Origin of the sequence: Pseudomonas sp. Bout1 (assembly GCF_034314165.1) — a bacterium.
In the GTDB taxonomy this organism is placed as follows: Bacteria; Pseudomonadota; Gammaproteobacteria; order Pseudomonadales; family Pseudomonadaceae; genus Aquipseudomonas.
On sequence record NZ_JAVIWK010000001.1, the window covers coordinates 5,205,348 to 5,226,463 of the forward strand.

Consider the following 21,116-nt stretch of genomic DNA (forward strand, 5'->3'; position numbering starts at 1 on the left):
CCCATGCCGCGTTTTGCCGCCAACCTGTCCATGCTGTTTACCGAACAGGACTTTCTTGCCCGTTTCAAAGCCGCCGCCGACGCGGGCTTCAGTGGCGTGGAATACCTGTTTCCCTATGAATTCAGCTCGGCTGAAATCAAGGCGCAACTCGATGCCCACGGCCTGTCCCAAGTGCTGTTCAACCTGCCGGCCGGTGACTGGGCCAAGGGCGAACGCGGCCTGGCGTGCCACCCGGATCGGGTCGAGGAGTTCCGCGCCGGGGTCAACCTGGCCATCGTCTACGCCCAGGTACTGGGCAATACCCAGATCAACTGCCTGGCGGGGATTCGGCCTGCCGGTGTGGATGACGCGACGCTTGAAAAAACCTTCGTCGCCAACCTCAAGTACGCCGCCGACAAGCTGCAGGCGGTGGGCATCAAGCTGGTGATGGAAGCCATCAACACCCGCGACATTCCGGGTTTCTACCTGAACAACACGGCGCAGGCCCTGTCGATTCGCGAGCAGGTGGGCAGTGCCAACCTGTTCCTGCAATACGACATCTATCACATGCAAATCATGGAAGGCGACCTGGCCCGCACCATGGCTGCGCACCTGGGTGAGATCAACCACATCCAGCTGGCAGACAACCCGGGGCGCAACGAGCCGGGCACCGGTGAGATCAACTACCGCTTCCTGTTCGAACATTTGGACCGCATTGGTTATCAGGGTTGGGTCGGCTGTGAGTACAAGCCGTTGACCACCACCGAAGCGGGTTTGGGTTGGTTGAAAACCCATAACGCGATCTAACCCACAACACAGAACCCAATGTGAAAGCAGGGCTTGTGTGGGAGCTGGCTTGCCTGAGATGCAGGCAACTCGGTCTCTCAGTTAAACCGAGGTGATGCCATCGCAGGCAAGCCAGCTCCCACAAAAAGCAGCTCTCACATCGAATAAAGAGAGGATTTTCGTCATGGCTAAAATCGGATTTATCGGCACCGGCATCATGGGCCAACCCATGGCCGCCAACCTGCAAAAGGCTGGTCACCAACTGTTCCTGTCCGAGCACCACGGCAAGGCCCCGGCCGAGCTGATCAACGCGGGCGCGGTGGCCCTGGCCAACCCGCAGCAAGTGGCCCAGGAAGCCGAGTTCATCATCGTCATGGTGCCCGACACCCCGCAGGTCGACGATGTGCTGTTCCGCGCCGACGGCGTTGCCGCAGGCCTGGGGCCGAACAAAGTGGTGATCGACATGAGCTCGATCTCGCCGACCGCCACCAAGGCGTTCGCCGCGAAGATCAACGAGACCGGCGCGCGCTACCTCGACGCTCCGGTGTCGGGCGGCGAAGTAGGTGCCAAGGCCGGCACCCTGAGCATCATGATCGGCGGCGACCCGCACACCTTCGAACGCGCCCTGGCGCTGTTCCAGGCCATGGGCAAGAACATCACCCTGGTGGGCGGCAATGGCGATGGCCAGACCGCCAAGGTGGCCAACCAGATCATCGTTGCGCTGAACATCCAGGCGGTGGCCGAAGCGCTGCTGTTCGCCTCGAAAAACGGCGCAGACCCGGCCAAGGTGCGTGAAGCGCTGATGGGTGGTTTTGCCTCCTCGAAAATCCTCGAAGTGCATGGCGAGCGGATGATCAAAGGCACCTTCGACCCGGGCTTTCGCATCAACCTGCACCAGAAGGATTTGAACCTGGCGTTGGCGGGTGCCAAGGAGCTGGGGATCAACCTGCCGAACACCGCTGGCACCCAACAGGTGTTCAGCACCTGCACCGCCATCGGCGGCGGCAACTGGGACCACTCGGCGCTGATCAAGGGCCTGGAACATATGGCGAATTTTTCGATTCGCGATAAATAACCCCTGCCCTTCCCTGTAGGAGCCGGCTTGCCGGCGATGAGGCCAGCAGCTTCACCGCCAGCCTTCAGGCCGCCATCGCCGGCAAGCCGGCTCCTACAGTTTTTGCATTGCCTCTAATAACAAGAACCCCCGGGAGCCCGCTTATGTCGGTCGATCCGCAACACCTGCTTCGCGAGCTGTTTGCCACAGCCATCGACGCCGCCCACCCCCGGCAAGTCCTCGAACCTTATCTGCCCGCCGACCGCAGCGGCCGCGTCATCGTGATCGGCGCCGGCAAAGCCGCCGCCGCCATGGCGCTGGTGGTGGAAAACTGCTGGCAAGGCGAAGTCACCGGCCTGGTGGTCACCCGTTACGGCCACGGTGCGCCCTGCAAGAAAATCGAAGTGGTCGAAGCCGCGCACCCGGTGCCGGATGCCGCAGGCCAAGCCGTGGCCAAGCGTGTGCTGGAGCTGATCAGCAACCTGGGCGAAGACGACCGGGTGATCTTTCTGCTGTCTGGCGGTGGCTCTGCGCTGCTTGCCCTGCCGGCCGCGGGCATCACCCTGGCGGACAAGCAAACAATCAACAAAGCCCTGCTCAAATCCGGCGCCACCATTGGCGAGATGAACTGCGTGCGCAAGCACCTCTCGGCAATCAAGGGTGGCCGCCTGGCCCGGGCCAGCTGGCCGGCCACGGTCTATACCTATGCGATTTCCGATGTGCCGGGCGACCAGGCCACCGTCATCGCGTCAGGGCCTACCGTCGGCGATCCGAGTACTTCGCAACAGGCGCTGGCAATCCTCAAGCGCTACCAGATTGAAATCCCGGCATCGGTACGCAGTTGGCTGCAAAGCCCGGAGTCGGAAACCGTCAAGCCCGGCGACCCGGTCCTCGCCCGCAGCCACTTCCAGCTGATCGCCCGCCCACAGCAATCGCTGGAAGCGGTGGCGGTAAAAGTCCGCCAGGCCGGTTTCAGCCCGCTGATCCTCGGCGACCTGGAAGGTGAAGCCCGCGACGTGGCCAAGGTGCATGCCGGCATCGCCCGGCAGATCATCCAGCACGGCCAGCCGCTGGCGGCGCCTTGCGTGATCATTTCCGGCGGCGAAACCACCGTGACGGTGCGCGGCAATGGCCGTGGCGGGCGCAATGCCGAATTCCTCCTTAGCCTCACCGACAGCCTCAAGGGCCTGCCCGGCGTCTACGCCCTGGCCGGTGACACCGACGGCATCGACGGCTCCGAAGACAATGCCGGCGCGATCATGACGCCCACCAGCTACGCCCGCGCCGAGGCCATGGGTTTGAGCGCCAGTGATGAGCTGGACAACAACAATGGCTATGGCTATTTCGCGGCCCTCGACGGGTTGATCATCACCGAGCCGACCCGCACCAACGTCAACGATTTTCGCGCCATTCTGATTCTTGAAAGCCCTGAAAGAGAGTCCCCTGAACATGACGCCTGACAAGAAGGTCAAAATCCTCGCCACGCTGGGCCCGGCCACCGACAGCATCGACGACATCCGCGAGCTGGTGGAAGCCGGGGTGAACATCTTCCGCCTGAACTTCAGCCATGGCGATCACGCCGACCATGCCCAGCGCTACCAGTGGATTCGCCAGGTGGAGCGCCAGCTGAACTACCCACTTGGCATCCTGATGGACCTGCAAGGGCCGAAACTGCGGGTTGGACGTTTTGCCGAGGGCAAGGTGCAACTGATTCGCGGCCAGGCCCTGCGCCTGGACCTGGACCCAACGCCCGGCGACCAACGGCGAGTCAACCTGCCGCACCCGGAAATCATCGCGGCCCTGCAGCCCGGCATGGACCTGTTGCTGGACGACGGCAAGCTGCGCCTGCGGGTGATCACCAAGCACGCCGACGCCATCGACACCACCGTGCTCAACGGCGGCGAACTGTCGGACCGCAAAGGCGTTAACGTACCCCAGGCGTTGCTGGAACTCAGCCCGCTGACGGCCAAGGATCGCCGCGACCTGAGCTTCGGCCTGGAGCTGGGTGTGGACTGGGTCGCACTGTCGTTTGTGCAACGCCCGGAAGATATCCGTGAAGCCCGCGAGTTGATCGGCGACAAGGCGTTCCTGATGGCCAAGATCGAGAAGCCGTCGGCAGTGAAACACCTGCGGGAAATCGCCGAACTGAGCGACGCGATCATGGTCGCCAGAGGGGATCTGGGTGTGGAAGTGCCGGCGGAAAGCGTGCCGCAAATCCAGAAGGACATCATTGGGATCTGCCGCCAATTGGGCAAACCGGTGGTGGTGGCCACGCAGATGCTCGAATCCATGCGCTTCTCCCCGGCGCCGACCCGTGCCGAAGTCACCGACGTGGCCAATGCGGTGGCTGAAGGTGCGGACGCGGTGATGCTCTCGGCGGAAACTGCTTCCGGTGAATACCCGCTGGAAGCTGTGCTGATGATGAGCAAGATCATTCGCCAGGTGGAAAACGGCCCGGACTATCAAACCCAGCTGGACGTCAGCCGGCCCAAGGCGGATGCCACGGTGTCGGACGCCATCAGCTGCGCGATTCGCCGTATCAGCAGCATCCTGCCGGTGGCGGTGCTGGTGAACTACAGCGAATCCGGCACCTCCAGCCTGCGGGCCGCACGGGAACGGCCGGCAGTGCCGATCCTGAACCTGACGCCGAACCTGTCCACGGCGCGGCGCCTGAGCCTGGCGTGGGGCGTGCACTCGGTGGTGAATGACCGGCTGCGGCAGGTGGATGAGGTGTGCTCCACGGCGCTGGAGATTGCCCAGGCCCAAGGCATGGCGCAGCGTGGGGATACGCTGGTGATTACCGCTGGCGTGCCGTTCGGGCAGCCGGGGTCGACCAATTCGCTGCGTATCGAGACGTTGATCTAGCGCCTGTAAGGGCCTCATCGCGGGCAAGCCCGGCTCCCACATTTTGATTTGTGAACCCCTTCAAATGTGGGAGCTGGCTTGCCTGCGATTGGGGGCAACTCGGTCCCTCAGACTCACCTACCATGCCCAACCAACCCTGCCCCGACTGGGCCGAAGCCCTGCTCAACGGCTTCAGCCAAATATTCCTGCAGCGCCACCCGCTGTGTGGCCTGCTCTGCCTGCTGGCGATCCTGATCGGCGCCCCGGCCCTGCTCGGCGGCGCACTGCTGGGCGGCGTCGCCGGCTTGCTGACCGCCCAACGCCGCGGCTATCCCAAGGCCGAGCGCCAGGCTGGCCTCTATAGCTACAACGGCATTCTGCTCGGTTTGCTGATCAGCCAGCACTTCACTTGGTCGGCACTCTTGCCACCGTTGATCCTCGCGTGCGGCGGACTCAGTGCGATCCTCACCCGCCAGTGGCTCAAACGCGCCGCCAAACCTGATGACCTGCCTGCCTACACTGCGCCCTTTGTGGTACTCGGCTGGCTGCTGCTCGGCACATCCACACCCGCCGCCTTTGCCGCCAGCGAACCTGACACCTGGGCGCTGCTCTGCGCGCCCTTCACAGGCCTTGCCCAAGTCATCCTGCTGAACCAACCCCTGGCCGGCCTGTTGATCGCCCTCGGCTTGCTGCTCGCCAGCCGCCGCGCCGCAGGGTGGGCGCTGGCCGGCGCCAGCCTGGGTGTGCTGGTCGCCCTGCTGATGGACGAACCCGCCAGCGCCCTCCTCGGCCTGCACAGCTATAACCCGGCGCTGGCAGCCCTGGCCCTCAGCCAGCATCGCCGCCAACCCTGGCTGCCGCTGACAGGTATTCTGCTGGCGATCATCCTCACCCCGGGCTTCACCGGCCTGAACCTGCCCGCGTTGACCGCTCCGTTTATCCTCGCCACCTGGCTGGTGCGCGCCGGCCATCGGGTGATGCACAAAGCCCGCATGGACAGCCCGTTCGAATCCCCCTAGGCTTCGCTGATCTTCGATTCAGGCGACTTCCATGGACAGCAACAAGCACTGGCGTGAACGTCTCTACGTCATGGTTTTCCAAAGCGACACCCCGGCCGGTCGACGCTTCGACAGCACCTTGCTGCTGATCATCCTCGCCAGCCTGGTGATTGTGATCCTCGACAGCATCCAGGCGGTCCACGACAACTACGCGAATGTGCTGGCCTATATCGAGTGGGGCTTTACCATCATCTTCGCCATCGAGTACGGGCTGCGGCTGTATTGCTCGCCCAAGCCGTTGCGCTACGCCTTCAGCTTTTATGGGCTGGTGGATTTACTGGCGATCGTGCCCGGGATTTTGGCGCTGTATTACAGCGACGCGCAGTACCTGCTGATTATCCGGATCATCCGGATGCTGCGGATCTTTCGCGTACTCAAGTTGAGCCCCTATTTGAAACAGGCTAATTACCTGATGTCGGCGCTGCGGGGCAGCAAGCAGAAGATCGTGGTGTTCTTGCTCAGCGTCTGCACCCTGGTCACGGTGTTCGGCACCTTGATGTACGTCATCGAGGGCCCGGAACATGGCTTTACCAGCATTCCCAAGGGCATCTACTGGGCGATCGTCACCCTGACCACCGTGGGCTTTGGCGATATCGTGCCGAAAACCCCGCTGGGCCAGGTGATTTCGTCGCTGGTGATGATCACCGGTTACTCGATCATCGCCGTGCCCACCGGGATCTTTACGGCCGAGCTGGCCAACGCCATGCGTGGCGAGCAACTGCAAACGGATTGCCCCGTGTGCAAGAAAGACAGCCATGAGCCCAATGCTGCGTTCTGCTCGCGTTGTGGCAATGGGCTTTTCAAGAAAGTGGAATAAGCAAAGTCCTTTTTAATCTTTAAGCGACTATGCACCCCCGGCTATAGTCGCTGGCATATTGCCCCTACATCGTCGACAACCTTCTCGAACAACAAGGAATGAGCAGTGAAAAAACTCGTTAGCGCCTCTCTCCTGGCCGCCGGCCTCGCACTGGCGGGCGCGGTCCAGGCCGCCCCGGTTACCCTGCTCAACGTCTCCTACGACGTGATGCGCGACTTCTACAAAGACTACAACGCCGCCTTCCAGAAGCACTGGGCGGCCGAGCATCCGGACGACAAGCTGACCCTGCAGATGTCTTTCGGTGGTTCGAGCAAACAGGCGCGCTCGGTGATCGACGGCCTGCCGGCTGACGTGATCACCATGAACATGGCCACCGACATCAACGCCCTGGCAGACAACGGCAAACTGGTGCCGGACAACTGGGTCACCCGCCTGCCGAACAACAGCGCGCCGTTCACCTCGGCCACGGTGTTTATCGTGCGCAAAGGCAACCCGAAAGCCCTGAAAGACTGGCCGGATCTGCTCAAGGATGGCGTGCAGGTCATCGTGCCCAACCCGAAAACCTCCGGTAACGGCCGCTACACCTACCTGTCGGCCTGGGGTTATGTGCTGAAAAATGGCGGTGACGAGGAGAAAGCCAAGAAGTTCGTCGGCGACCTGTTCAAACACGCGCCCGTGCTGGACACCGGTGGCCGTGCCGCCACCACCACGTTCATGACCAACCAGATCGGCGACGTGCTGGTAACGTTTGAGAACGAAGCGGAAATGATCGCCCGTGAATTCGGCCGTGATCAGTTCGAAGTGATCTACCCAAGCGTCTCCGCTGAAGCCGAGCCGCCGGTGTCTGTGGTCGACAAGGTTGTCGAGAAGAAAGGCACCCGCGTGGCTGCCGAGGAATACCTGAAGTACCTGTGGTCGCCGGAAGGCCAGGAAATTGCCGCCAACAACTACCTGCGTCCACGTGACCCGAAAGTGCTGGCCAAATACACCGACCGTTTCCCGAAAGTCGACTTCCTGTCGGTCGAGAAGACCTTTGGTGACTGGCGCACCGTGCAGAAGACCCACTTCAATGATGGCGGGGTTTTTGACCAGATCTATTCCGGTCAATAAACCGCTCTAAGTGTAGGAACTGGCTTGCCGGCGATAGCATCACCTCTGTGTAACTGATACACCGAGGTGCCCGCATCGCCGGCAAGCCAGCTCCTACATTTGTTTGAGTGCCGTTACATCGGCGGTGTCACGCCATCCTTACCCGCAGAAATTGCCTGGGCCGTCACGCTCCCGTCCACGTCCTTCGCCGCAAACATCACCACCTTCACCCCCGGCTTGAGCAAGCTGCGATCACCCGGTTCCAGGTTGACGATCGGCACATCTTCCGGCACCACGATCTTCTGCTCGCCGCCCTTGTACTTCACGGTCAACGTGCGGCCATTGCTCACCACCAGGTCACCCACGGTGCCGTTGGTCATGCTGCTGCCTTCCTTCAGGTCGAACGCCCGGTGCCCGTCGCCGGTACCGGCCATGGCCGGTGGAAACACGTGCACTTCCAGCGCCGTCAGGGTGCCATCGGCATTGGGCATGGCCGCCGAACCGATATAACTGCCAGGCTTGATGTCTTCAATCCTGGCCAGGGTAACGGCGCGCACCAGGGTGTCCTTGGTCAGGTGCACGGTGACGTCTTCACCGCTCTTTACCTTGACGTGCATCGCATCGCCGTCCATCGCGGTGATTGCGCCCCGCACGCCCACGCGTGGGGCATCCTGGGCCTGGGCAACGCCCACGGTCATCAGTGCGGCCAGGCTTGAGGCCAGGAACATTTTGTTGAATGTTGTCTTCATGGCAGTCGATTTCCTGTTTTTGCAGTTGTGACTGAATGTATCATCGACCATCAGCCCGAACGTTAACGTTTCAGTCATTAATTCCCGGCATGAGTGCTATCACGGTAAACGGCCTACTCCCCTCCTGGCCCAATCATTATTCTCGCTCGCCTTTCCTTCGCTTTTATGAGAACGCCATGAACGCCACGCCCCACGCTACAAACACCATGACCCGAGGCATGGTGATGCTGTTTGCGTTCTGTTGCGGCGCCATCGTCGCCAACATCTACTACGCGCAACCGATCATCGAGCTGATCGCCCCGGACATCGGCCTCACACCGGCCATGGCCAGCCTGATCGTGTCCCTGACCCAGATCGGCTATGCACTGGGCCTGTTCTTCCTGGTGCCATTGGGCGACCTGCTGGAAAACCGCCGGCTGATGATCATCACCACCGTGGTGGCCATCGCCAGCCTGCTGGGTGCGGCGTTCACCGAACAGCCGAACCTGTTCCTGCTGGTGTCGCTGCTGATCGGCTTCAGTTCAGTGTCGGTACAAATCCTGATTCCGCTGGCAGCGCACCTGGCGCCGGCTGAATCCCGTGGCCGGGTGGTCGGCAGCATCATGGGCGGTTTGCTGCTGGGTATCCTGCTGGCGCGGCCCGTGTCCAGCGTGGTGGCAGACCACTTTGGCTGGCGCGCAATGTTCATGGCGGCCGCCGCACTGATGGCGTTCATCAGCGTGGTGTTGATGCTGACTATCCCCAAGCGCCAACCGGATCACTCCGCCAGTTACCGCCAGTTGCTGGGCTCGCTGGGCACCTTGCTGCGTCGCCAACCCGTACTGCGCCAGCGGGCGTTTTACCAGGGCTGCATGTTCGCCACCTTCAGCCTGTTCTGGACCGCTGCCCCGCTGGAGTTGTCCCGCAACCATGGCCTGAGCCAAAGCCAGATCGCCCTGTTTGCCCTGGTGGGTGCCTTGGGCGCCATCGCCGCGCCCATTGCCGGGCGCCTGGCGGATGCCGGTCACACCCATCGCGCTTCATTGCTGGCGATGTTGTTTGCCGCACTGAGCTTCCTGCCGGCCTTCGTGCACCCGCTGTACAGCGTGATCGGCCTGGCGGTGACCGGCGTGGTCCTGGACTTCTGCGTGCAGATGAACATGGTCCTTGGCCAGCGCGCCATCTACGCCCTCGACGCCAACAGCCGCAGCCGGCTGAACGCGCTCTACATGACCAGCATCTTCATCGGCGGCGCCTTCGGCTCGGCGATTGCCAGCAGCGTGTATGAACATGGCGGCTGGCTGGGCGTTATGCTGGTGGGCAGCGCATTCCCGCTGGTGGCGTTATTGCGCTTCCTGAGTGCATCGCGGCAAGTGGCAGTTGCAACCGCCTGATCAAGCTTACAACCGCACCAGTTTCTCCAAAGCCGCATCCGCCAGAAATGACGAGCGGCTTTTCACTTTATGCTCGCGCACGTAACGGTCGATACGCTGGATCACATAGCCGGGCAACGTCACGTTGACCTTCTCGGTCTTGTCCAGATACGGCGAGATATCGAGTTCCAACATGCCCCAGCCCATGCCCGCGTATTCCTCATGATCGTGGTGGGCGGCCACCGACGTTGGCATCGGAATCACCCGGCCTTCTGCCGCGATCTCCTGCAACAAGATGTGCGCCACTTCAACCTTGCTCCGGCCTGAATAAAAGTAACTCTAGAGTTATCTTTACTCAGGCACAGAATTCGCGGGTCTGACTGACGGCTGTTTTACTGGATGTTTGAAAGCAAGGGATGCGGCCGTTAAGCGACGGCCAATAGCTGAATGCAAGAGAACCCGCGAGCGTCGCTGGCTGAAGACTCAGCAGCGCTCGAATAGCATGCGCGGCGATGTTCAAGGCAAGGTGCTGCCCTGGGCACTGATGGTGCCCGGCACCAAAACTGAAGAGTCGCCGCTGGGTTCGCTCAAGCAAAAAACTATCAGGAGCCGGGTTCGCCGCCGGGTCCCGGTTGGCCGAAGCCAGCAGCACCAGCACGGTATCTCCAGCCTCCAGAATCCTGTCACCGATTGTGCAGCGCCTGGCCACAAATCGCCGGGTGTTTTGCACTGGCGAATCGTAGCGGGCTACCTCCTCTACCAACGCACCGGCGAGGGTGGGCGTGCGCTGAATTTCTTCAAGCAGCCCAGGCCGTCGATGCAGTGCAACCAGCGTATTGCCGATCAACCCCGCGCTGGCTTCGCAGGTCTGTGAGAGCAGCCCGATCAGGTTCGCGATCAGTGCCTCAGGGTCTTGCCACTCGCTGGCTTCGTAGCGGCGGCGGATGTGGGCCCGCAACGTTGTGTCCTCCAACACTGCGCTGAAGACTTCCCGCAGCCGGCTCGCACCGGCATTGGCATCACGCAGCCGGGCGTCACTGCTGAGGGGCGAAAGGCAGGCAACAAAGTCCCGCGTCAGCCCAGCGACTTCTTGCAGATGTTCGCGAGGAACGCCCAACAGCGACGCGATCACCGACACGGGAAACGTAAACATGAACAGGTTCAGGTTATCGACGGGCCCGATGGCCTGCGCCACAACATCCGCAATGTTCACCGTGGCCAGCGCCGGCTCGATTATCGCCCTGGGGCACCGATGACCTGCGCCATCATTCATACGCATCAACGCTGCAAAAACCCGTCCCGCTGCGCTGCCTGCAATAGACGAAGGCACTGGTTCATGCAACGGACGCACACGACAATCAGGATGCGCCAGAACGGCCTCGACCCTTCTGGCAGTGCTGGCTATCCATAAGCCGAGACCTTCATCGAACAGCAGTTCGTCGTGGCGCCTCAGGCGTGCGTAATAATCATAGGGGTCTTGATGGGTCGCGGCTTCCAGCGGTGTCATTTCATACGTCCTGTGCAATAGAAGCGCTACTATCGGCCACCGCCCATGGCAACGATTCGTTCAGGAACGAAGTATGAATGCTCACAACGATGACTCTGCCATTTCCAAGGTAGCCGGTGCGATTGCTGAACCGGCGAGGACCAAAATGCTCTGCGCGCTGATGGACGGCCATGCGCGCACGAGCACTGAGATGGCGGTGATTGCCCAAGTCAGTGCTTCCACCGCCAGCGCCCACCTGTCCAGGCTCAAGAAAGACGGGCTGGTCAAACTGCACACCCAAGGCCGGCATCGCTACTACAGCCTGGCGGGCCCGCATATCGCGCTGGTGATTGAGGCGTTGATGGTGATCAGCCAAAACGCCTCAAGCACGTTTGTTGCAACCACGCCCAGCCGATTGCAGTTCGCCCGGACCTGCTACGACCACATGGCCGGGACGTTGGCAGTACGGCTGCATGACCATTTCATCGAGTCTGGCTGGCTGATCGGCGACGGAACCTACCAACTCACAGCCGACGGCGAAAAAGCGATGTCTGAATTGGGTATTGATGTGGACGTGCTTCGCGCCCAGCGGCGTCGTTTTGCGTGTTCGTGCCTGGACTGGAGCATGCGCCGCCCGCACCTGGCCGGCGCGTTGGGAGCGGCTTTGCTGCACAGCATCATCAACCGCAAATGGGTCACCCAGGACCTGGATAGCCGAGCCCTTGGGCTAACCCCCAAGGGACGCAAGGAACTGGCTTGCCGATTCGGGATTGAAGCGAGCACGTAGAGCGCACGCCAGGCCTGGCCCCGCCTTGTTATTTAACCGACAAACCGACCACATCTGAGGGTTTTACCAGGCGGGTGCTTTTAACAAGGAAGTCCGTGCGGCGGTTTCCGGTGAGGTCCACACCCACGAAGAATCGATCACTCTGGTGATTGTATTTCACCACCGTATCGCCAATACGGCCGGTATAGGTATCTACCAGTCGCAAAGATACGTTGGCCTCGGCCTTCAAGGCGCGCAGGTCTATCCGGTCTCTGCCACTCACAAAGTCCATGATCATGTCCGGGTTGTCATAGTGTGAGTCACTGGCGGCCGTATAGATGAACGTGTTCGCACCACCCACCCCCCAAAGCGTGTCGCCGCCTGCGCCGCCGATGATGTCGTTGTTGACACTGTTGCCAATCATCAGGTCGTTACCGGAGCCGCCGATGCCGCTCTCTACGGTGGTGTTTCTGTCGATCACAACATTGTCTAGCTGGCCCCCCACGCTGGAGGCGGCCCCAGCACGCAGGTCGACTCTCTGGGCTTGTTTAAACCCGGAAAAGTCCAACGTGTCGTAACCGTGGGAGTCTTTTACGGTAAACCTTGGGGCACCGCTCCCGGGTACCAGACTCATGGCCGGATTGCAGGTGTTGGAGTTGAAGCCGTAGACAGTGTCGAAGTTGAATTCGTCGGGTTCTGGCGTTACCTCTGCCTCGGGTCCCGGCTCCGGTGTTAGTTCTGGATTCGTCACTGCCGGATTGGAGGGCCCACCGGTTAAAACGTCGCCCCGCCGAACAGCCCCGTGGCTTTTGATGAATACGTCGGCGATGCCGTTACCCATCACGTCAAGGCTAAGGCTGCCCTGGCCGGTTGAAGGGTTGTGACTGAGGATTATCTCACCCGGCCGACCGGTAAAACGCTCCACGACATCCAGACTATTAAGGTTGGCCTTTTTAAGCACGCCCGAGAGGTCAATCTTGTCCGTGCCACTGGTGAAATCAAGAATTTCGTCCGGCCACTTGAGGGTGGATTCATCGACCTCGTCGTAGACAAAAACGTCTTCGCCGCCGCCGCCCGTTAATTTATCTGCGCCGCCACCGCCCTTGATCCTGTTGCCCATTTGATTGCCAATCACCACATCGTTACCGGCCCCACCGATGCCGTTTTCCACGGCAACCCCCTTGGCGATGGCGACATTCCCTCGCAGCCCTCCCACATCGGAGAACGCTTCAGCGTTGAGGTTGATCAACTGGTGCTGGTGAAAGCCCGAAAAGTCCAACGTATCATTGCCGCCTCCATCCCAGACGGTAAATACCGGCTCATCCCTTGGCGAGTTGAGACTCAAGTGCTTACGATCAGTATTGGAGTTGAAGCCATAAGTAGTATCCGTGTTGCGCGTCTGCAGATTGGAACCGTAGAGTTTCTGAATAGCCGCAATATCATCCTTCATAGGCACTGACGGTTGGTTCCATTTAAAATCATGAGCAGCTTGTTTGGTTTCAGACCAGTAGCTCATGACACTATTAGCCTTAGTGTCCTGTACATAGGCTGAACATTCATAGGTAGTCGCACTTTCGTAATCTGCCGGATGGTCAAGGCCCAGCGCGTGCCCCAACTCATGAATGACCACCCTTGAAAAGTTATCTCCCTGGCGTGGATTAGAGGCATTTCTGGTTCCGATTGTTGCTGTAACATCGCCGTAATATTCATTAGGAAGTCCCGCCAACCCATCGTTAGTGTTGGGGTCTGCAATGATATTTAATGAACCGTCCACACCGGTGGCGTTCTCTTTAAACTTGATATTGGTCACGTCCGACCAGGCTTGCAAGGCCATGCGAATGGACACTTTCTGTTGCGTAGAAAAGCGTTCATCCATTGTAAAGGACAAATCAATTTTCCCATCGCCGTTACGGTCGTGATGGCGAAAGCCTCCGCGTAAAAGTTGCGTGGCCGCTTGATCCGTTGTGAAAGAAGGTTTTACGTCAGAATGTCGGGTGTGAGAATCAGCAAAGAAAGCAGCAACTTTAATACAACAATATCCTTTCGAAATATAATATATCAGCCTATGGAAAGACTTATCGACACGGCCAATTCCTATTCCGCCGCCGAACTAAAATCCCACATGAAAAAACATCACACAAGACCCTATATTATTTCCGATTAAATATTGAAACTTCAGAATTCCAACACTTATAAAGCACATATAAAGTTGCTAAAAATTCATGGACCTGGACGTTTGGCTACAGCACCCGGCCGTCCCAGGCAACCGTCACATGCCGCGGCAACTCCCGCCGATGCTGCAACAACCACGCATCCAGCGTGTGCCCCACATGGGTCAGCACCCCCAATTGCGCGCCCACCTCCTCAATGCACTGCAAGGCCAGCGTCAGGTCATTGTGATTGCGCGGTGCCTGCGGTTGCGGCGGCATCGAGCAATCAAGCACCAGCACATCCAGCGGCTCGCGTTGCAGCCAGTCGCGGGTGGCGGGCGGCAGGCCGACGGTGTCGGTGAGGTAGGCGATACGCCGCCCCTCGCCCTCCAGCAAATAACCCAGCGTAGGCTTGGAATGCAGCAGCGGTAATGCCGTGACGTTCAGCTCACCAAACCGGCGGGTTTCAAACTCGCCGAACGGCTGGCTGAAATCCAGGATGCCGGGGTGCTTGTACAGGTCCGACAAACCTTCGGGATCCACCGGCCCATGCACCGGGATCACCAGCCCTTGCCCCCAGCGCAAATGCAGCAAACCTTGCGCATGGTCGGCGTGGTAGTGAGTCTGAAGAATCCCGGTGAAACTGCGCGGCGGGAAACGCTCGGTGAGGTCGGGCAAGCCGCTGTCGATTAACCAACGCTGGTCGCCGCACTCGATCAACGCGCTGCACGGGCGGCGGCGCAGGCTCTGGTCACTGCGCGCCAGGCCACAGGCGGCGCACTCACAGCCATACACCGGGACTTGCCGTGCATCGCCGGTGCCCAGCAGCGTCAGGCGCATGCCGGTTGCCCATCGAGGCAGCCCAGCAGGCGCTCGACCGTGTGTTCCAGTTGGCCGGAGTTGTCGAGCAGCAAGACATCTGGCGCAGTGCTCAAGCCTTCAGCGAACCGCGCATTGCGCGCCAGCCGCAGATCAATATCGGCCAGGGATTCACGGCCGCGCGCCAGCAAACGCTGGCGCAAAACACCTTGGTCCACGGTCAGCAACACCACCAGCAGGTTGGGGTAACGCAGCCGGGTTTGCGCCAGATGGCCGCGAGAGCCGTTGACCAGCACGTCGTGCCCCGCCGCCAGCCACTCATCGATTTCCCGGGGGATGCCATAGGACAACCCGTTGGCGTGCCAGCTGAGGGTAAACGCGCCCTCGGCCTCCATCGCGGCAAACTGCGCCGGGCTCACGCCCTGCGCGGCTTCCCCTACCGCTTCCGCCGAACGGGTGATGACCCGCCGCACAATGCGGCAGCCACGCTCGGCCAAACGTGGGCGTGCGGCATCCAGCAGGCTGTCCTTGCCCGAACCCGATGGCCCGATGAGATAGATCAACCTGCCCGCCATCAAAACACCCTCTTCGCTTGTCGCCAGACTTGTTGGACCACTGGCAGTCCGTCGCGGCTCTTGGCTTGCACCAGGTCGGCCCGCAGGCCCATGGCGATTTCACCGCGATCGCTCAGGCCCGCGGCTTGTGCGGGCGCCAGGCTGATCATCTTGACCGCCCGCGAAAGGTCGCCGCCGTCTTGTTGATCGGCCAGCACGAACGCCGCCTGCAACAGGCTGGCCGGGTAGTAGTCACTGGAAAGTATATCCAGCAATCCCTCGGCAGCCAGGCCGGCGGCGGCCACATTACCCGAGTGGGACCCGCCACGCACCACGTTCGGCGCGCCCATCAGAACTTTCATGTTCAGTGCCTGGCAGCCGCGCGCCGCTTCCAGGGTGGTCGGGAATTCGGCGATGGTCATGCCGTAGCGCGCCGACTCCTCGACGTGCGCCAACGTTGCATCGTCATGGCTGGCCACCGACAGGCCGCGTTCCAGGCAATGCTCGACGATCGCGGCGCGGTAGCGGTCGCTGTACTCCTTCGAGTTGGCCATTTGCAGCACGATGAACGCGTCCATGGTCTCGTCGTTCAGGTGGTACTTGCCCATGTAGTACTCACGGTACTTGGATTCGAGCACGAACTGGCGCTGGCCCGGCGAATGGTCCATCACCGACACCAGGCGCACCAGCGGGTTTTCCACCAGGTCGCGGAACACGCTCAATGTGTCCGGGTGGCACAGCTCGCACCGCAGGTGCAGGTGGTGCTCGGCACGGGTCAGCCCAGCGGCTTCGGCCGAGGCGATGGCGTCGAGCATTGCCGGCAGTTTTTTCATGCGGTTGCCCTTGGGATTCACATCGCCGATGGACACCGCGTCGAACACCGTGGTGATGCCCGCCGCGATGATCTGCGCGTCATGGCTGAGTACCGCCGAGGTCGACGGCCAGTCTACGCCTGGGCGCGGGGTCATGTGTTTTTCCAGGTTGTCGGTGTGCAGTTCCACCAGGCCGGGCAGCAGGAAATCACCGCCCAGGTCCTGCGCCTGAGGCAACTGGCTGCGGCCTTCGGCGATGTCGACGATCAGCCCGTCGCGCAGCACCACGCTGCCAAGGAACATCCGGTCAGCCATCACAAGTTGAGCATTACTGAGGATCTGTTCAGCGGGCATGGGCGTACTCCTCTTGGGCAACAGGCGCGGGGGTCATGTCGAAATGGCGGTCGGCGACCGCTTCACGGGCGGCGCGGTCGTGGAAGATGCCAATCAGCGCCGCACCGGCGGCCTTGGCTTCGTTCATCAGTTCCAGCACCACCTGGCGGTTGCTGTCGTCGAGGGACGCGGTAGGTTCGTCCATCAGCATCACCGGCCAGGCCACCATAAAGCCGCGGGCGATGTTGACCCGCTGCTGCTCGCCGCCGGAGAACGTACCGGGCGCCAACTGCCACAGGCGTTGAGGGATGTGCAGGCGCGTCAGCAGATGTTCGGCGCGTGACTGTGCATTGGCCTTCGACCAGCCACGGGCCAGGGCGGGCTCCATCACCACATCCAGGCAAACCACACGCGGGATCACCCGCAAAAATTGGCTGACGTAACCCAAGGTCTGCTGGCGAACCTGCAGAATGTCACGCGGCTGGGCGCCGACCAGCTCCAGCCACTCACCCGCATGCTGCACACGGATGCTGCCGCCCGCCGGTAGGTAGTTACCGTACAGGGTGCGCAGCAGCGTGCTTTTACCCGCGCCGGACTGGCCGTGCAGCACCAGGCATTCGCCGCCTTTCACGCTGAATTCCACCCCGCGCAGCACGTTCAGCACCACGCCGTTCTGCTGGTGCAAGGTGAAGGTTTTCGAGAGGTCTCGGACCTCGATCAAGGCATTCATCATGGCTGCAATACCGAAGACACCAGCAGTTGAGAGTAAGGGTGCTGTGGATCGTCGAGGATCTGGTCCGTCAGCCCGGTTTCCACCACCCGCGACCGGCGCATCACCATCAGGCGGTCAGCCAGCAAGCGCGCCACAGCGAGGTCGTGGGTCACGATCACCACCGCCAAATCCAGCTCGCGCACCAGGCCGCGCAGCAGGTCGAGCAAGCGCGCCTGCACCGACACGTCCAGGCCGCCGGTGGGTTCGTCCATAAACACAAGGCGCGGGCTGGAGACCAGGTTGCGGGCGATTTGCAGGCGCTGTTGCATGCCGCCGGAGAAGGTCCGGGGCAAGTCGTCGATACGCTGCGGGTCGATTTCCACCTGGCCCAGCCAGTCGATCCCGGCGCCGCGCAGTTGCTCATAATTGCGTACGCCCTGGGCCATCAGGCGCTCGCCGATGTTGGCGCCGGCAGAGACGCCCATGCGCAAACCGTCCCGTGGGTTTTGCTCGACGAAGCCCCATTCGGTGCGCAGCAGAGTTCGGCGTTCGGCTTCGCTGGCGCTGTACAGGTCCAGCCACTCGCCGTCCTTGCCGCGATAGCCGATGTGCCCGGCCTGCGGCGGCAAGCGCCCACTGAGCAACGAGAGCAAGGTGGACTTGCCCGAGCCGGACTCGCCGACGATCCCCAGCACTTCGCCGGGGTACAAATCGAAGCTGACGCCTTGGCAGCCCTTCTCTTCGCCGTATAACAACGACAGGTCACGCACGTGCAAAAGAGGCTGGCTCACTGGTTGTTCTCCTTCACCCGTTGGGCGCAGTACCAGGTGTCGGAACACACAAAACTCTGGGTACCGGCATCGTCCAGAATCAGCTCATCGAGGAACGATTCATGGCTGCCGCAGATCGCGCAGTTGTGTTCCCACTTCTGCACTTCGAACGGGTGGTCTTCAAAGTCCAGGCTGGTGACCTGGGTGTACGGCGGCACCGCGTATAAGCGCTTTTCGCGGCCGGCACCGAACAGCATCAACGCCGGGCTCATGTCGAGTTTGGGGTTGTCGAATTTCGGGATGGGCGATGGGTCCATCACGTAGCGTTCATCCACCATCACCGGGTAGGCGTAGCTGGTGGCGATATGGCCAAAGGTCGCGATGTCTTCGTAAAGCTTTACATGCATCACGCCGTAGTCATTGAGGGCGTGCATGGTGCGGGTCTCGGTTTCCGACGGCTCGATAAAGCGCAGCGGCTCCGGGATCGGTACCTGGTAGACCATGATCTGGTTGGCCTGCAACGGGGTCTCCGGGATGCGGTGGCGGGTCTGGATCACCGTGGCGTCCGGGGTGCTTTCAGTGGTGGCGACGCCCGCGGTACGCGCGAAAAAGCGGCGGATCGACACGGCGTTGGTGGTGTCGTCGGCGCCCTGGTCAATGACCTTGAGCACGTCATCAGCCCCCAGAATCGCGGCGGTCAGTTGCATGCCGCCGGTGCCCCAACCGTAAGGCAGCGGCATCTCGCGGCCACCGAACGGCACCTGGTAACCGGGGATCGCCACGGCCTTGAGCAAGGCGCGGCGGATCATGCGTTTGGTCTGCTCATCCAGGTAGGCGAAGTTGTACGCCGGGTCGCGCGCGGGCGCTTGAGTCAGGTCATTCATGGCGGGTGCCCTCGGCCGGTTGGCGCAGTTTGCGGATCAGTTCCAGCTCGGACTGGAAGTCCACGTAGTGAGGCAATTTGAGGTGGGAAACAAAGCCCGCCGCCTCGACGTTGTCGCAGTGCGACAGCACGAATTCTTCTTGCTGGGCCGGCGAGACGATCTCTTCGTTGAACTCGTTGGCGCGTAGCGAGCGGTCCACCAGCGCCATGCCCATGGCCTTGCGCTCGGCATGCCCGAAGGCCAGGCCGTAGCCGCGCGTGAACTGCGCCAGCTCGGTGGCCGAACCGACGAACTGGTTGACCATCTCGCACTCGGTGACTTCGATGCTGCCCAGGCAAACCGGGAAACCCAGTTCTTCAGGGTCGATCCACACCTCCACATCGCCGATGCGAATCTCGCCGGCGAACGGGTGGTTGCGGCCGTAACCGCGTTGGGTCGAGTAACCCAGCGCCAGCAGGAAACCTTCATCACCACGGGCCAGGGCTTGCAGGCGCTGGGCGCGGTTGGCCGGGTACTCCAGCGGGTCGCGGGTGATGTCGGCGACGCTGGCGGTGTCGTCGGATTCGTTCTTGATCAGGCCTTCCTTGGCCAACAAGCCGAGCACCCGTGGGCACGGTTCAAGGGTGGCATCCGGCGTGGTTTGCGGGCCAGGGTATTCACCGTCGGCCAGCAGCGCGAAGTCCAGCAGGCGATGGGTGTAGTCGAAGGTCGGGCCCAGCAATTGCCCGCCCGGTACATCCTTGAAGGTGGCCGACAAACGCCGACTGAGCACCATCTGCGCCGTATCGATCGGCAGGCTCGGGCTGAAGCGCGGCAACGTGGTGCGGTAGGCCCGCAGCAGGAAGATCGCTTCCACCAGGTCCCCAGCCGCCTGCTTGATCGCCAGTGCGGCCAACTCGGTGTCGTACAGCGAGCCTTCGCTCATCACCCGGGCGACCGCCAGCGGCAGTTGCTCGCGGATCTGCTCCACGCCAAGTTCTGGAATGGAAGTATCGCCCCGGCGTTTTTTTGCCAGCAGGCGGTGGGCATTGTCGATGGCCTGTTCGCCACCCTTGACGGCTACGTACATCAGGCACGCTCCTGTGCAATTCGGGTACTGCGTGGCAGGCCGATCAGGTGATGGCCGGCGGCGAACAACACGTCCAGGCCACGGGGGAAGGTTTCGCGACGTTCACGTTCCAGCCAGAACGCCTGGGGCACCGGCACGTTGACCTGGCGCTGGGTCTTGATCCCCGGGCCGCGCCAGTTCAAGCCGCGACCGGCCTCCAGGTCGGTCAACTGGACCAGCAAAGTGCAGGACTGATCCGGGTAGCGGTCGTTGCCGTGGTCGAATCCGCTGAGGTCGAGCAGGTCCTGCTCTGCGAGCAAGGCAAACGTGGCTTCTTCCCGGTTGGCGGTCAGCGGGCAACCGCAGTGAAAGGCCAAATTGGCGCGAATCAGCGGCGTGTCGAACCCCGGCGCGAGCCACAGCGGTGTGTCCACGTCCAGCAGCGCCAGGCACAGCGCGTAGGTGGCCGGCGCCAGGCCTTCAAGGCTCGGGGCGGCGGGCAAGGACTGGATCAAACCAGGCTCGGCGAGGGCCTTGAGCGCCCCACGAAAACCGCGTTGGGCGTCCAGCACCGGGTCCACAAACGCCGGTTGCAAGAGTTGGGCATTCATCAGTTTTCTCCTCGAACCAGGGTGAAGAACTCGACCTTGGTGGCGGCGGTGTCGGCCTCTTTTTGCGCCCGGCGTTCGGCCTGGGCGTTGGCCAGTGCGCCGATCAAATCGCTGACCCAGATACTCGGGTGTGCACTCTGCAAATGGGCGTCGGCCAGCGCGGCCAATTCGGCGTGGACCTTGTCGCGCCCGGCCAGGTAGCTGTAGCCGGTACGGCCGTCAGCCAGGCGCACCACGCAGCGGGTCACGCTCATTTCGCCGACGTTGAACGGCGCACCATTGCCGCCCATGCGGCCGCGTACCAGGGTCATGCCGATTTCCGGGGCGCGGATCAGTTGGTAATCCACATCGCGCAGGGCGTCTTCATGGGGCAGCAATTCACTGCGAAAGGCGCGGGCGAGCACGCCGATCCAGTGTTGACGCGGGGACAGGTTCATCGGGGT

At 61.7% G+C, this 21,116-nt stretch carries 21 protein-coding genes and 1 pseudogene; 9 read left to right on the forward strand and 13 right to left on the reverse strand.

Going from position 1 to position 21,116, the window contains the following annotated elements; translation table 11 throughout:
• Positions 1 to 3: 3 nt before the first annotated feature.
• The 7 genes from hyi (at position 4) to RGV33_RS23960 (ending at position 7,648) form a co-directional block, all read left to right on the forward strand.
• The gene (gene hyi, locus RGV33_RS23930; RefSeq protein ID WP_322146538.1) at positions 4 to 786 is read left to right on the forward strand and encodes a hydroxypyruvate isomerase; all 783 of its coding nucleotides are present in this window, start codon (positions 4 to 6) and stop codon (positions 784 to 786) included.
• Between the two features lie 163 nt (positions 787 to 949).
• Positions 950 to 1,840, forward strand: coding sequence for a 2-hydroxy-3-oxopropionate reductase (locus RGV33_RS23935; protein ID WP_322146540.1), 891 nt, complete (start codon positions 950 to 952; stop codon positions 1,838 to 1,840).
• A gap of 143 nt (positions 1,841 to 1,983) precedes the next feature.
• A complete protein-coding gene (locus RGV33_RS23940; protein ID WP_322146542.1) occupies positions 1,984 to 3,279 on the forward strand; it encodes a glycerate kinase in 1,296 nt (431 codons plus the stop codon).
• Positions 3,269 to 4,684: a pyruvate kinase gene (pyk, locus tag RGV33_RS23945; protein ID WP_322146544.1), complete on the forward strand. Its 1,416-nt coding sequence runs from the start codon at positions 3,269 to 3,271 to the stop codon at positions 4,682 to 4,684. The genes RGV33_RS23940 and pyk overlap by 11 nt, the downstream gene beginning before the upstream one ends.
• 122 nt (positions 4,685 to 4,806) lie before the next feature.
• Positions 4,807 to 5,682 carry an urea transporter gene (locus RGV33_RS23950; protein ID WP_322146546.1) on the forward strand — a complete coding sequence of 292 codons (876 nt, stop codon included), beginning with the start codon at positions 4,807 to 4,809 and terminating at the stop codon, positions 5,680 to 5,682.
• A gap of 31 nt (positions 5,683 to 5,713) precedes the next feature.
• Complete coding sequence (locus RGV33_RS23955; RefSeq protein WP_322146548.1) at positions 5,714 to 6,538, forward strand: ion transporter; 825 nt, start codon at positions 5,714 to 5,716, stop codon at positions 6,536 to 6,538.
• Between the two features lie 105 nt (positions 6,539 to 6,643).
• Positions 6,644 to 7,648: a sulfate ABC transporter substrate-binding protein gene (locus RGV33_RS23960; protein ID WP_322146550.1), complete on the forward strand. Its 1,005-nt coding sequence runs from the start codon at positions 6,644 to 6,646 to the stop codon at positions 7,646 to 7,648.
• A gap of 113 nt (positions 7,649 to 7,761) precedes the next feature.
• Here RGV33_RS23960 and RGV33_RS23965 read toward each other — a convergent pair whose 3' ends face one another.
• Positions 7,762 to 8,376: a DUF5666 domain-containing protein gene (locus RGV33_RS23965; protein WP_322146552.1), complete on the reverse strand. Its 615-nt coding sequence runs from the start codon at positions 8,374 to 8,376 to the stop codon at positions 7,762 to 7,764.
• A gap of 176 nt (positions 8,377 to 8,552) precedes the next feature.
• Between RGV33_RS23965 and RGV33_RS23970 the strand changes: the two genes are divergently transcribed.
• Positions 8,553 to 9,749 carry an MFS transporter gene (locus RGV33_RS23970; protein WP_322146554.1) on the forward strand — a complete coding sequence of 399 codons (1,197 nt, stop codon included), beginning with the start codon at positions 8,553 to 8,555 and terminating at the stop codon, positions 9,747 to 9,749.
• A gap of 6 nt (positions 9,750 to 9,755) precedes the next feature.
• Here RGV33_RS23970 and RGV33_RS23975 read toward each other — a convergent pair.
• Both RGV33_RS23975 and RGV33_RS23980 read right to left on the reverse strand, forming a co-directional pair.
• Positions 9,756 to 10,040: pseudogene (locus RGV33_RS23975) on the reverse strand (type II toxin-antitoxin system HicB family antitoxin); the annotation flags it as partial.
• Between the two features lie 43 nt (positions 10,041 to 10,083).
• Positions 10,084 to 11,235 (reverse strand): cytochrome P450, encoded by a 1,152-nt coding sequence (locus RGV33_RS23980; RefSeq protein WP_322146556.1) that lies wholly within the window; start codon positions 11,233 to 11,235, stop codon positions 10,084 to 10,086.
• A gap of 73 nt (positions 11,236 to 11,308) precedes the next feature.
• Between RGV33_RS23980 and RGV33_RS23985 the strand changes: the two genes are divergently transcribed.
• The gene (locus tag RGV33_RS23985; RefSeq protein ID WP_322146558.1) at positions 11,309 to 12,001 is read left to right on the forward strand and encodes a helix-turn-helix transcriptional regulator; all 693 of its coding nucleotides are present in this window, start codon (positions 11,309 to 11,311) and stop codon (positions 11,999 to 12,001) included.
• A gap of 28 nt (positions 12,002 to 12,029) precedes the next feature.
• On the opposite strand, the gene RGV33_RS23990 is transcribed toward RGV33_RS23985, so the two are convergent.
• The 10 genes from RGV33_RS23990 to phnG form a co-directional block, all read right to left on the reverse strand.
• Positions 12,030 to 13,856: a M10 family metallopeptidase C-terminal domain-containing protein gene (locus tag RGV33_RS23990; protein WP_322146560.1), complete on the reverse strand. Its 1,827-nt coding sequence runs from the start codon at positions 13,854 to 13,856 to the stop codon at positions 12,030 to 12,032.
• A gap of 364 nt (positions 13,857 to 14,220) precedes the next feature.
• Positions 14,221 to 14,970: a phosphonate metabolism protein PhnP gene (gene phnP, locus RGV33_RS23995; RefSeq protein ID WP_322146562.1), complete on the reverse strand. Its 750-nt coding sequence runs from the start codon at positions 14,968 to 14,970 to the stop codon at positions 14,221 to 14,223.
• Entirely contained in the window at positions 14,961 to 15,524 is a 564-nt protein-coding gene (gene phnN, locus RGV33_RS24000) for a phosphonate metabolism protein/1,5-bisphosphokinase (PRPP-forming) PhnN (RefSeq protein WP_322146563.1), read from the reverse strand. Before phnN ends, phnP begins: the two co-directional genes overlap by 10 nt.
• Positions 15,524 to 16,669, reverse strand: coding sequence for an alpha-D-ribose 1-methylphosphonate 5-triphosphate diphosphatase (locus tag RGV33_RS24005; protein ID WP_322146565.1), 1,146 nt, complete (start codon positions 16,667 to 16,669; stop codon positions 15,524 to 15,526). The genes phnN and RGV33_RS24005 overlap by 1 nt, the downstream gene beginning before the upstream one ends.
• A complete protein-coding gene (gene phnL, locus RGV33_RS24010) occupies positions 16,659 to 17,378 on the reverse strand; it encodes a phosphonate C-P lyase system protein PhnL (RefSeq protein WP_322148729.1) in 720 nt (239 codons plus the stop codon). Before phnL ends, RGV33_RS24005 begins: the two co-directional genes overlap by 11 nt.
• Positions 17,378 to 18,187 (reverse strand): phosphonate C-P lyase system protein PhnK, encoded by an 810-nt coding sequence (gene phnK, locus RGV33_RS24015; protein WP_416152136.1) that lies wholly within the window; start codon positions 18,185 to 18,187, stop codon positions 17,378 to 17,380. The genes phnL and phnK overlap by 1 nt, the downstream gene beginning before the upstream one ends.
• Positions 18,148 to 19,014, reverse strand: coding sequence for an alpha-D-ribose 1-methylphosphonate 5-phosphate C-P-lyase PhnJ (locus RGV33_RS24020; RefSeq protein ID WP_322146569.1), 867 nt, complete (start codon positions 19,012 to 19,014; stop codon positions 18,148 to 18,150). Before RGV33_RS24020 ends, phnK begins: the two co-directional genes overlap by 40 nt.
• The gene (locus RGV33_RS24025) at positions 19,007 to 20,083 is read right to left on the reverse strand and encodes a carbon-phosphorus lyase complex subunit PhnI (protein ID WP_322146571.1); all 1,077 of its coding nucleotides are present in this window, start codon (positions 20,081 to 20,083) and stop codon (positions 19,007 to 19,009) included. The genes RGV33_RS24020 and RGV33_RS24025 overlap by 8 nt, the downstream gene beginning before the upstream one ends.
• Positions 20,083 to 20,673, reverse strand: coding sequence for a phosphonate C-P lyase system protein PhnH (gene phnH / locus RGV33_RS24030; RefSeq protein ID WP_322146573.1), 591 nt, complete (start codon positions 20,671 to 20,673; stop codon positions 20,083 to 20,085). The genes RGV33_RS24025 and phnH overlap by 1 nt, the downstream gene beginning before the upstream one ends.
• Positions 20,673 to 21,110: a phosphonate C-P lyase system protein PhnG gene (phnG, locus tag RGV33_RS24035; protein WP_322146575.1), complete on the reverse strand. Its 438-nt coding sequence runs from the start codon at positions 21,108 to 21,110 to the stop codon at positions 20,673 to 20,675. Before phnG ends, phnH begins: the two co-directional genes overlap by 1 nt.
• Positions 21,111 to 21,116: the final 6 nt, after the last annotated feature.

What these genes read in the sequence shown, in the direction of transcription:
- RGV33_RS23990 (WP_322146560.1), bottom strand. Translation starts at nt 13,856, where the DNA reads ATGGATGAACGCTTTTCTACGCAACAGAAAGTGTCCATTCGCATGGCC.
- phnP (WP_322146562.1), bottom strand. Translation starts at nt 14,970, where the DNA reads ATGCGCCTGACGCTGCTGGGCACCGGCGATGCACGGCAAGTCCCGGTG.
- RGV33_RS23940 (WP_322146542.1), top strand. Translation starts at nt 1,984, where the DNA reads ATGTCGGTCGATCCGCAACACCTGCTTCGCGAGCTGTTTGCCACAGCC.
- pyk (WP_322146544.1), top strand. Translation starts at nt 3,269, where the DNA reads ATGACGCCTGACAAGAAGGTCAAAATCCTCGCCACGCTGGGCCCGGCC.
- phnN (WP_322146563.1), bottom strand. Translation starts at nt 15,524, where the DNA reads ATGGCGGGCAGGTTGATCTATCTCATCGGGCCATCGGGTTCGGGCAAG.
- RGV33_RS23965 (WP_322146552.1), bottom strand. Translation starts at nt 8,376, where the DNA reads ATGAAGACAACATTCAACAAAATGTTCCTGGCCTCAAGCCTGGCCGCA.
- RGV33_RS24005 (WP_322146565.1), bottom strand. Translation starts at nt 16,669, where the DNA reads ATGCCCGCTGAACAGATCCTCAGTAATGCTCAACTTGTGATGGCTGAC.
- phnG (WP_322146575.1), bottom strand. Translation starts at nt 21,110, where the DNA reads ATGAACCTGTCCCCGCGTCAACACTGGATCGGCGTGCTCGCCCGCGCC.
- RGV33_RS23935 (WP_322146540.1), top strand. Translation starts at nt 950, where the DNA reads ATGGCTAAAATCGGATTTATCGGCACCGGCATCATGGGCCAACCCATG.
- RGV33_RS24025 (WP_322146571.1), bottom strand. Translation starts at nt 20,083, where the DNA reads ATGTACGTAGCCGTCAAGGGTGGCGAACAGGCCATCGACAATGCCCAC.
- RGV33_RS23985 (WP_322146558.1), top strand. Translation starts at nt 11,309, where the DNA reads ATGAATGCTCACAACGATGACTCTGCCATTTCCAAGGTAGCCGGTGCG.
- phnH (WP_322146573.1), bottom strand. Translation starts at nt 20,673, where the DNA reads ATGAATGCCCAACTCTTGCAACCGGCGTTTGTGGACCCGGTGCTGGAC.
- hyi (WP_322146538.1), top strand. Translation starts at nt 4, where the DNA reads ATGCCGCGTTTTGCCGCCAACCTGTCCATGCTGTTTACCGAACAGGAC.
- RGV33_RS23955 (WP_322146548.1), top strand. Translation starts at nt 5,714, where the DNA reads ATGGACAGCAACAAGCACTGGCGTGAACGTCTCTACGTCATGGTTTTC.
- RGV33_RS23970 (WP_322146554.1), top strand. Translation starts at nt 8,553, where the DNA reads ATGAACGCCACGCCCCACGCTACAAACACCATGACCCGAGGCATGGTG.
- phnL (WP_322148729.1), bottom strand. Translation starts at nt 17,378, where the DNA reads ATGAATGCCTTGATCGAGGTCCGAGACCTCTCGAAAACCTTCACCTTG.
- RGV33_RS24020 (WP_322146569.1), bottom strand. Translation starts at nt 19,014, where the DNA reads ATGAATGACCTGACTCAAGCGCCCGCGCGCGACCCGGCGTACAACTTC.
- RGV33_RS23980 (WP_322146556.1), bottom strand. Translation starts at nt 11,235, where the DNA reads ATGACACCGCTGGAAGCCGCGACCCATCAAGACCCCTATGATTATTAC.
- RGV33_RS23950 (WP_322146546.1), top strand. Translation starts at nt 4,807, where the DNA reads ATGCCCAACCAACCCTGCCCCGACTGGGCCGAAGCCCTGCTCAACGGC.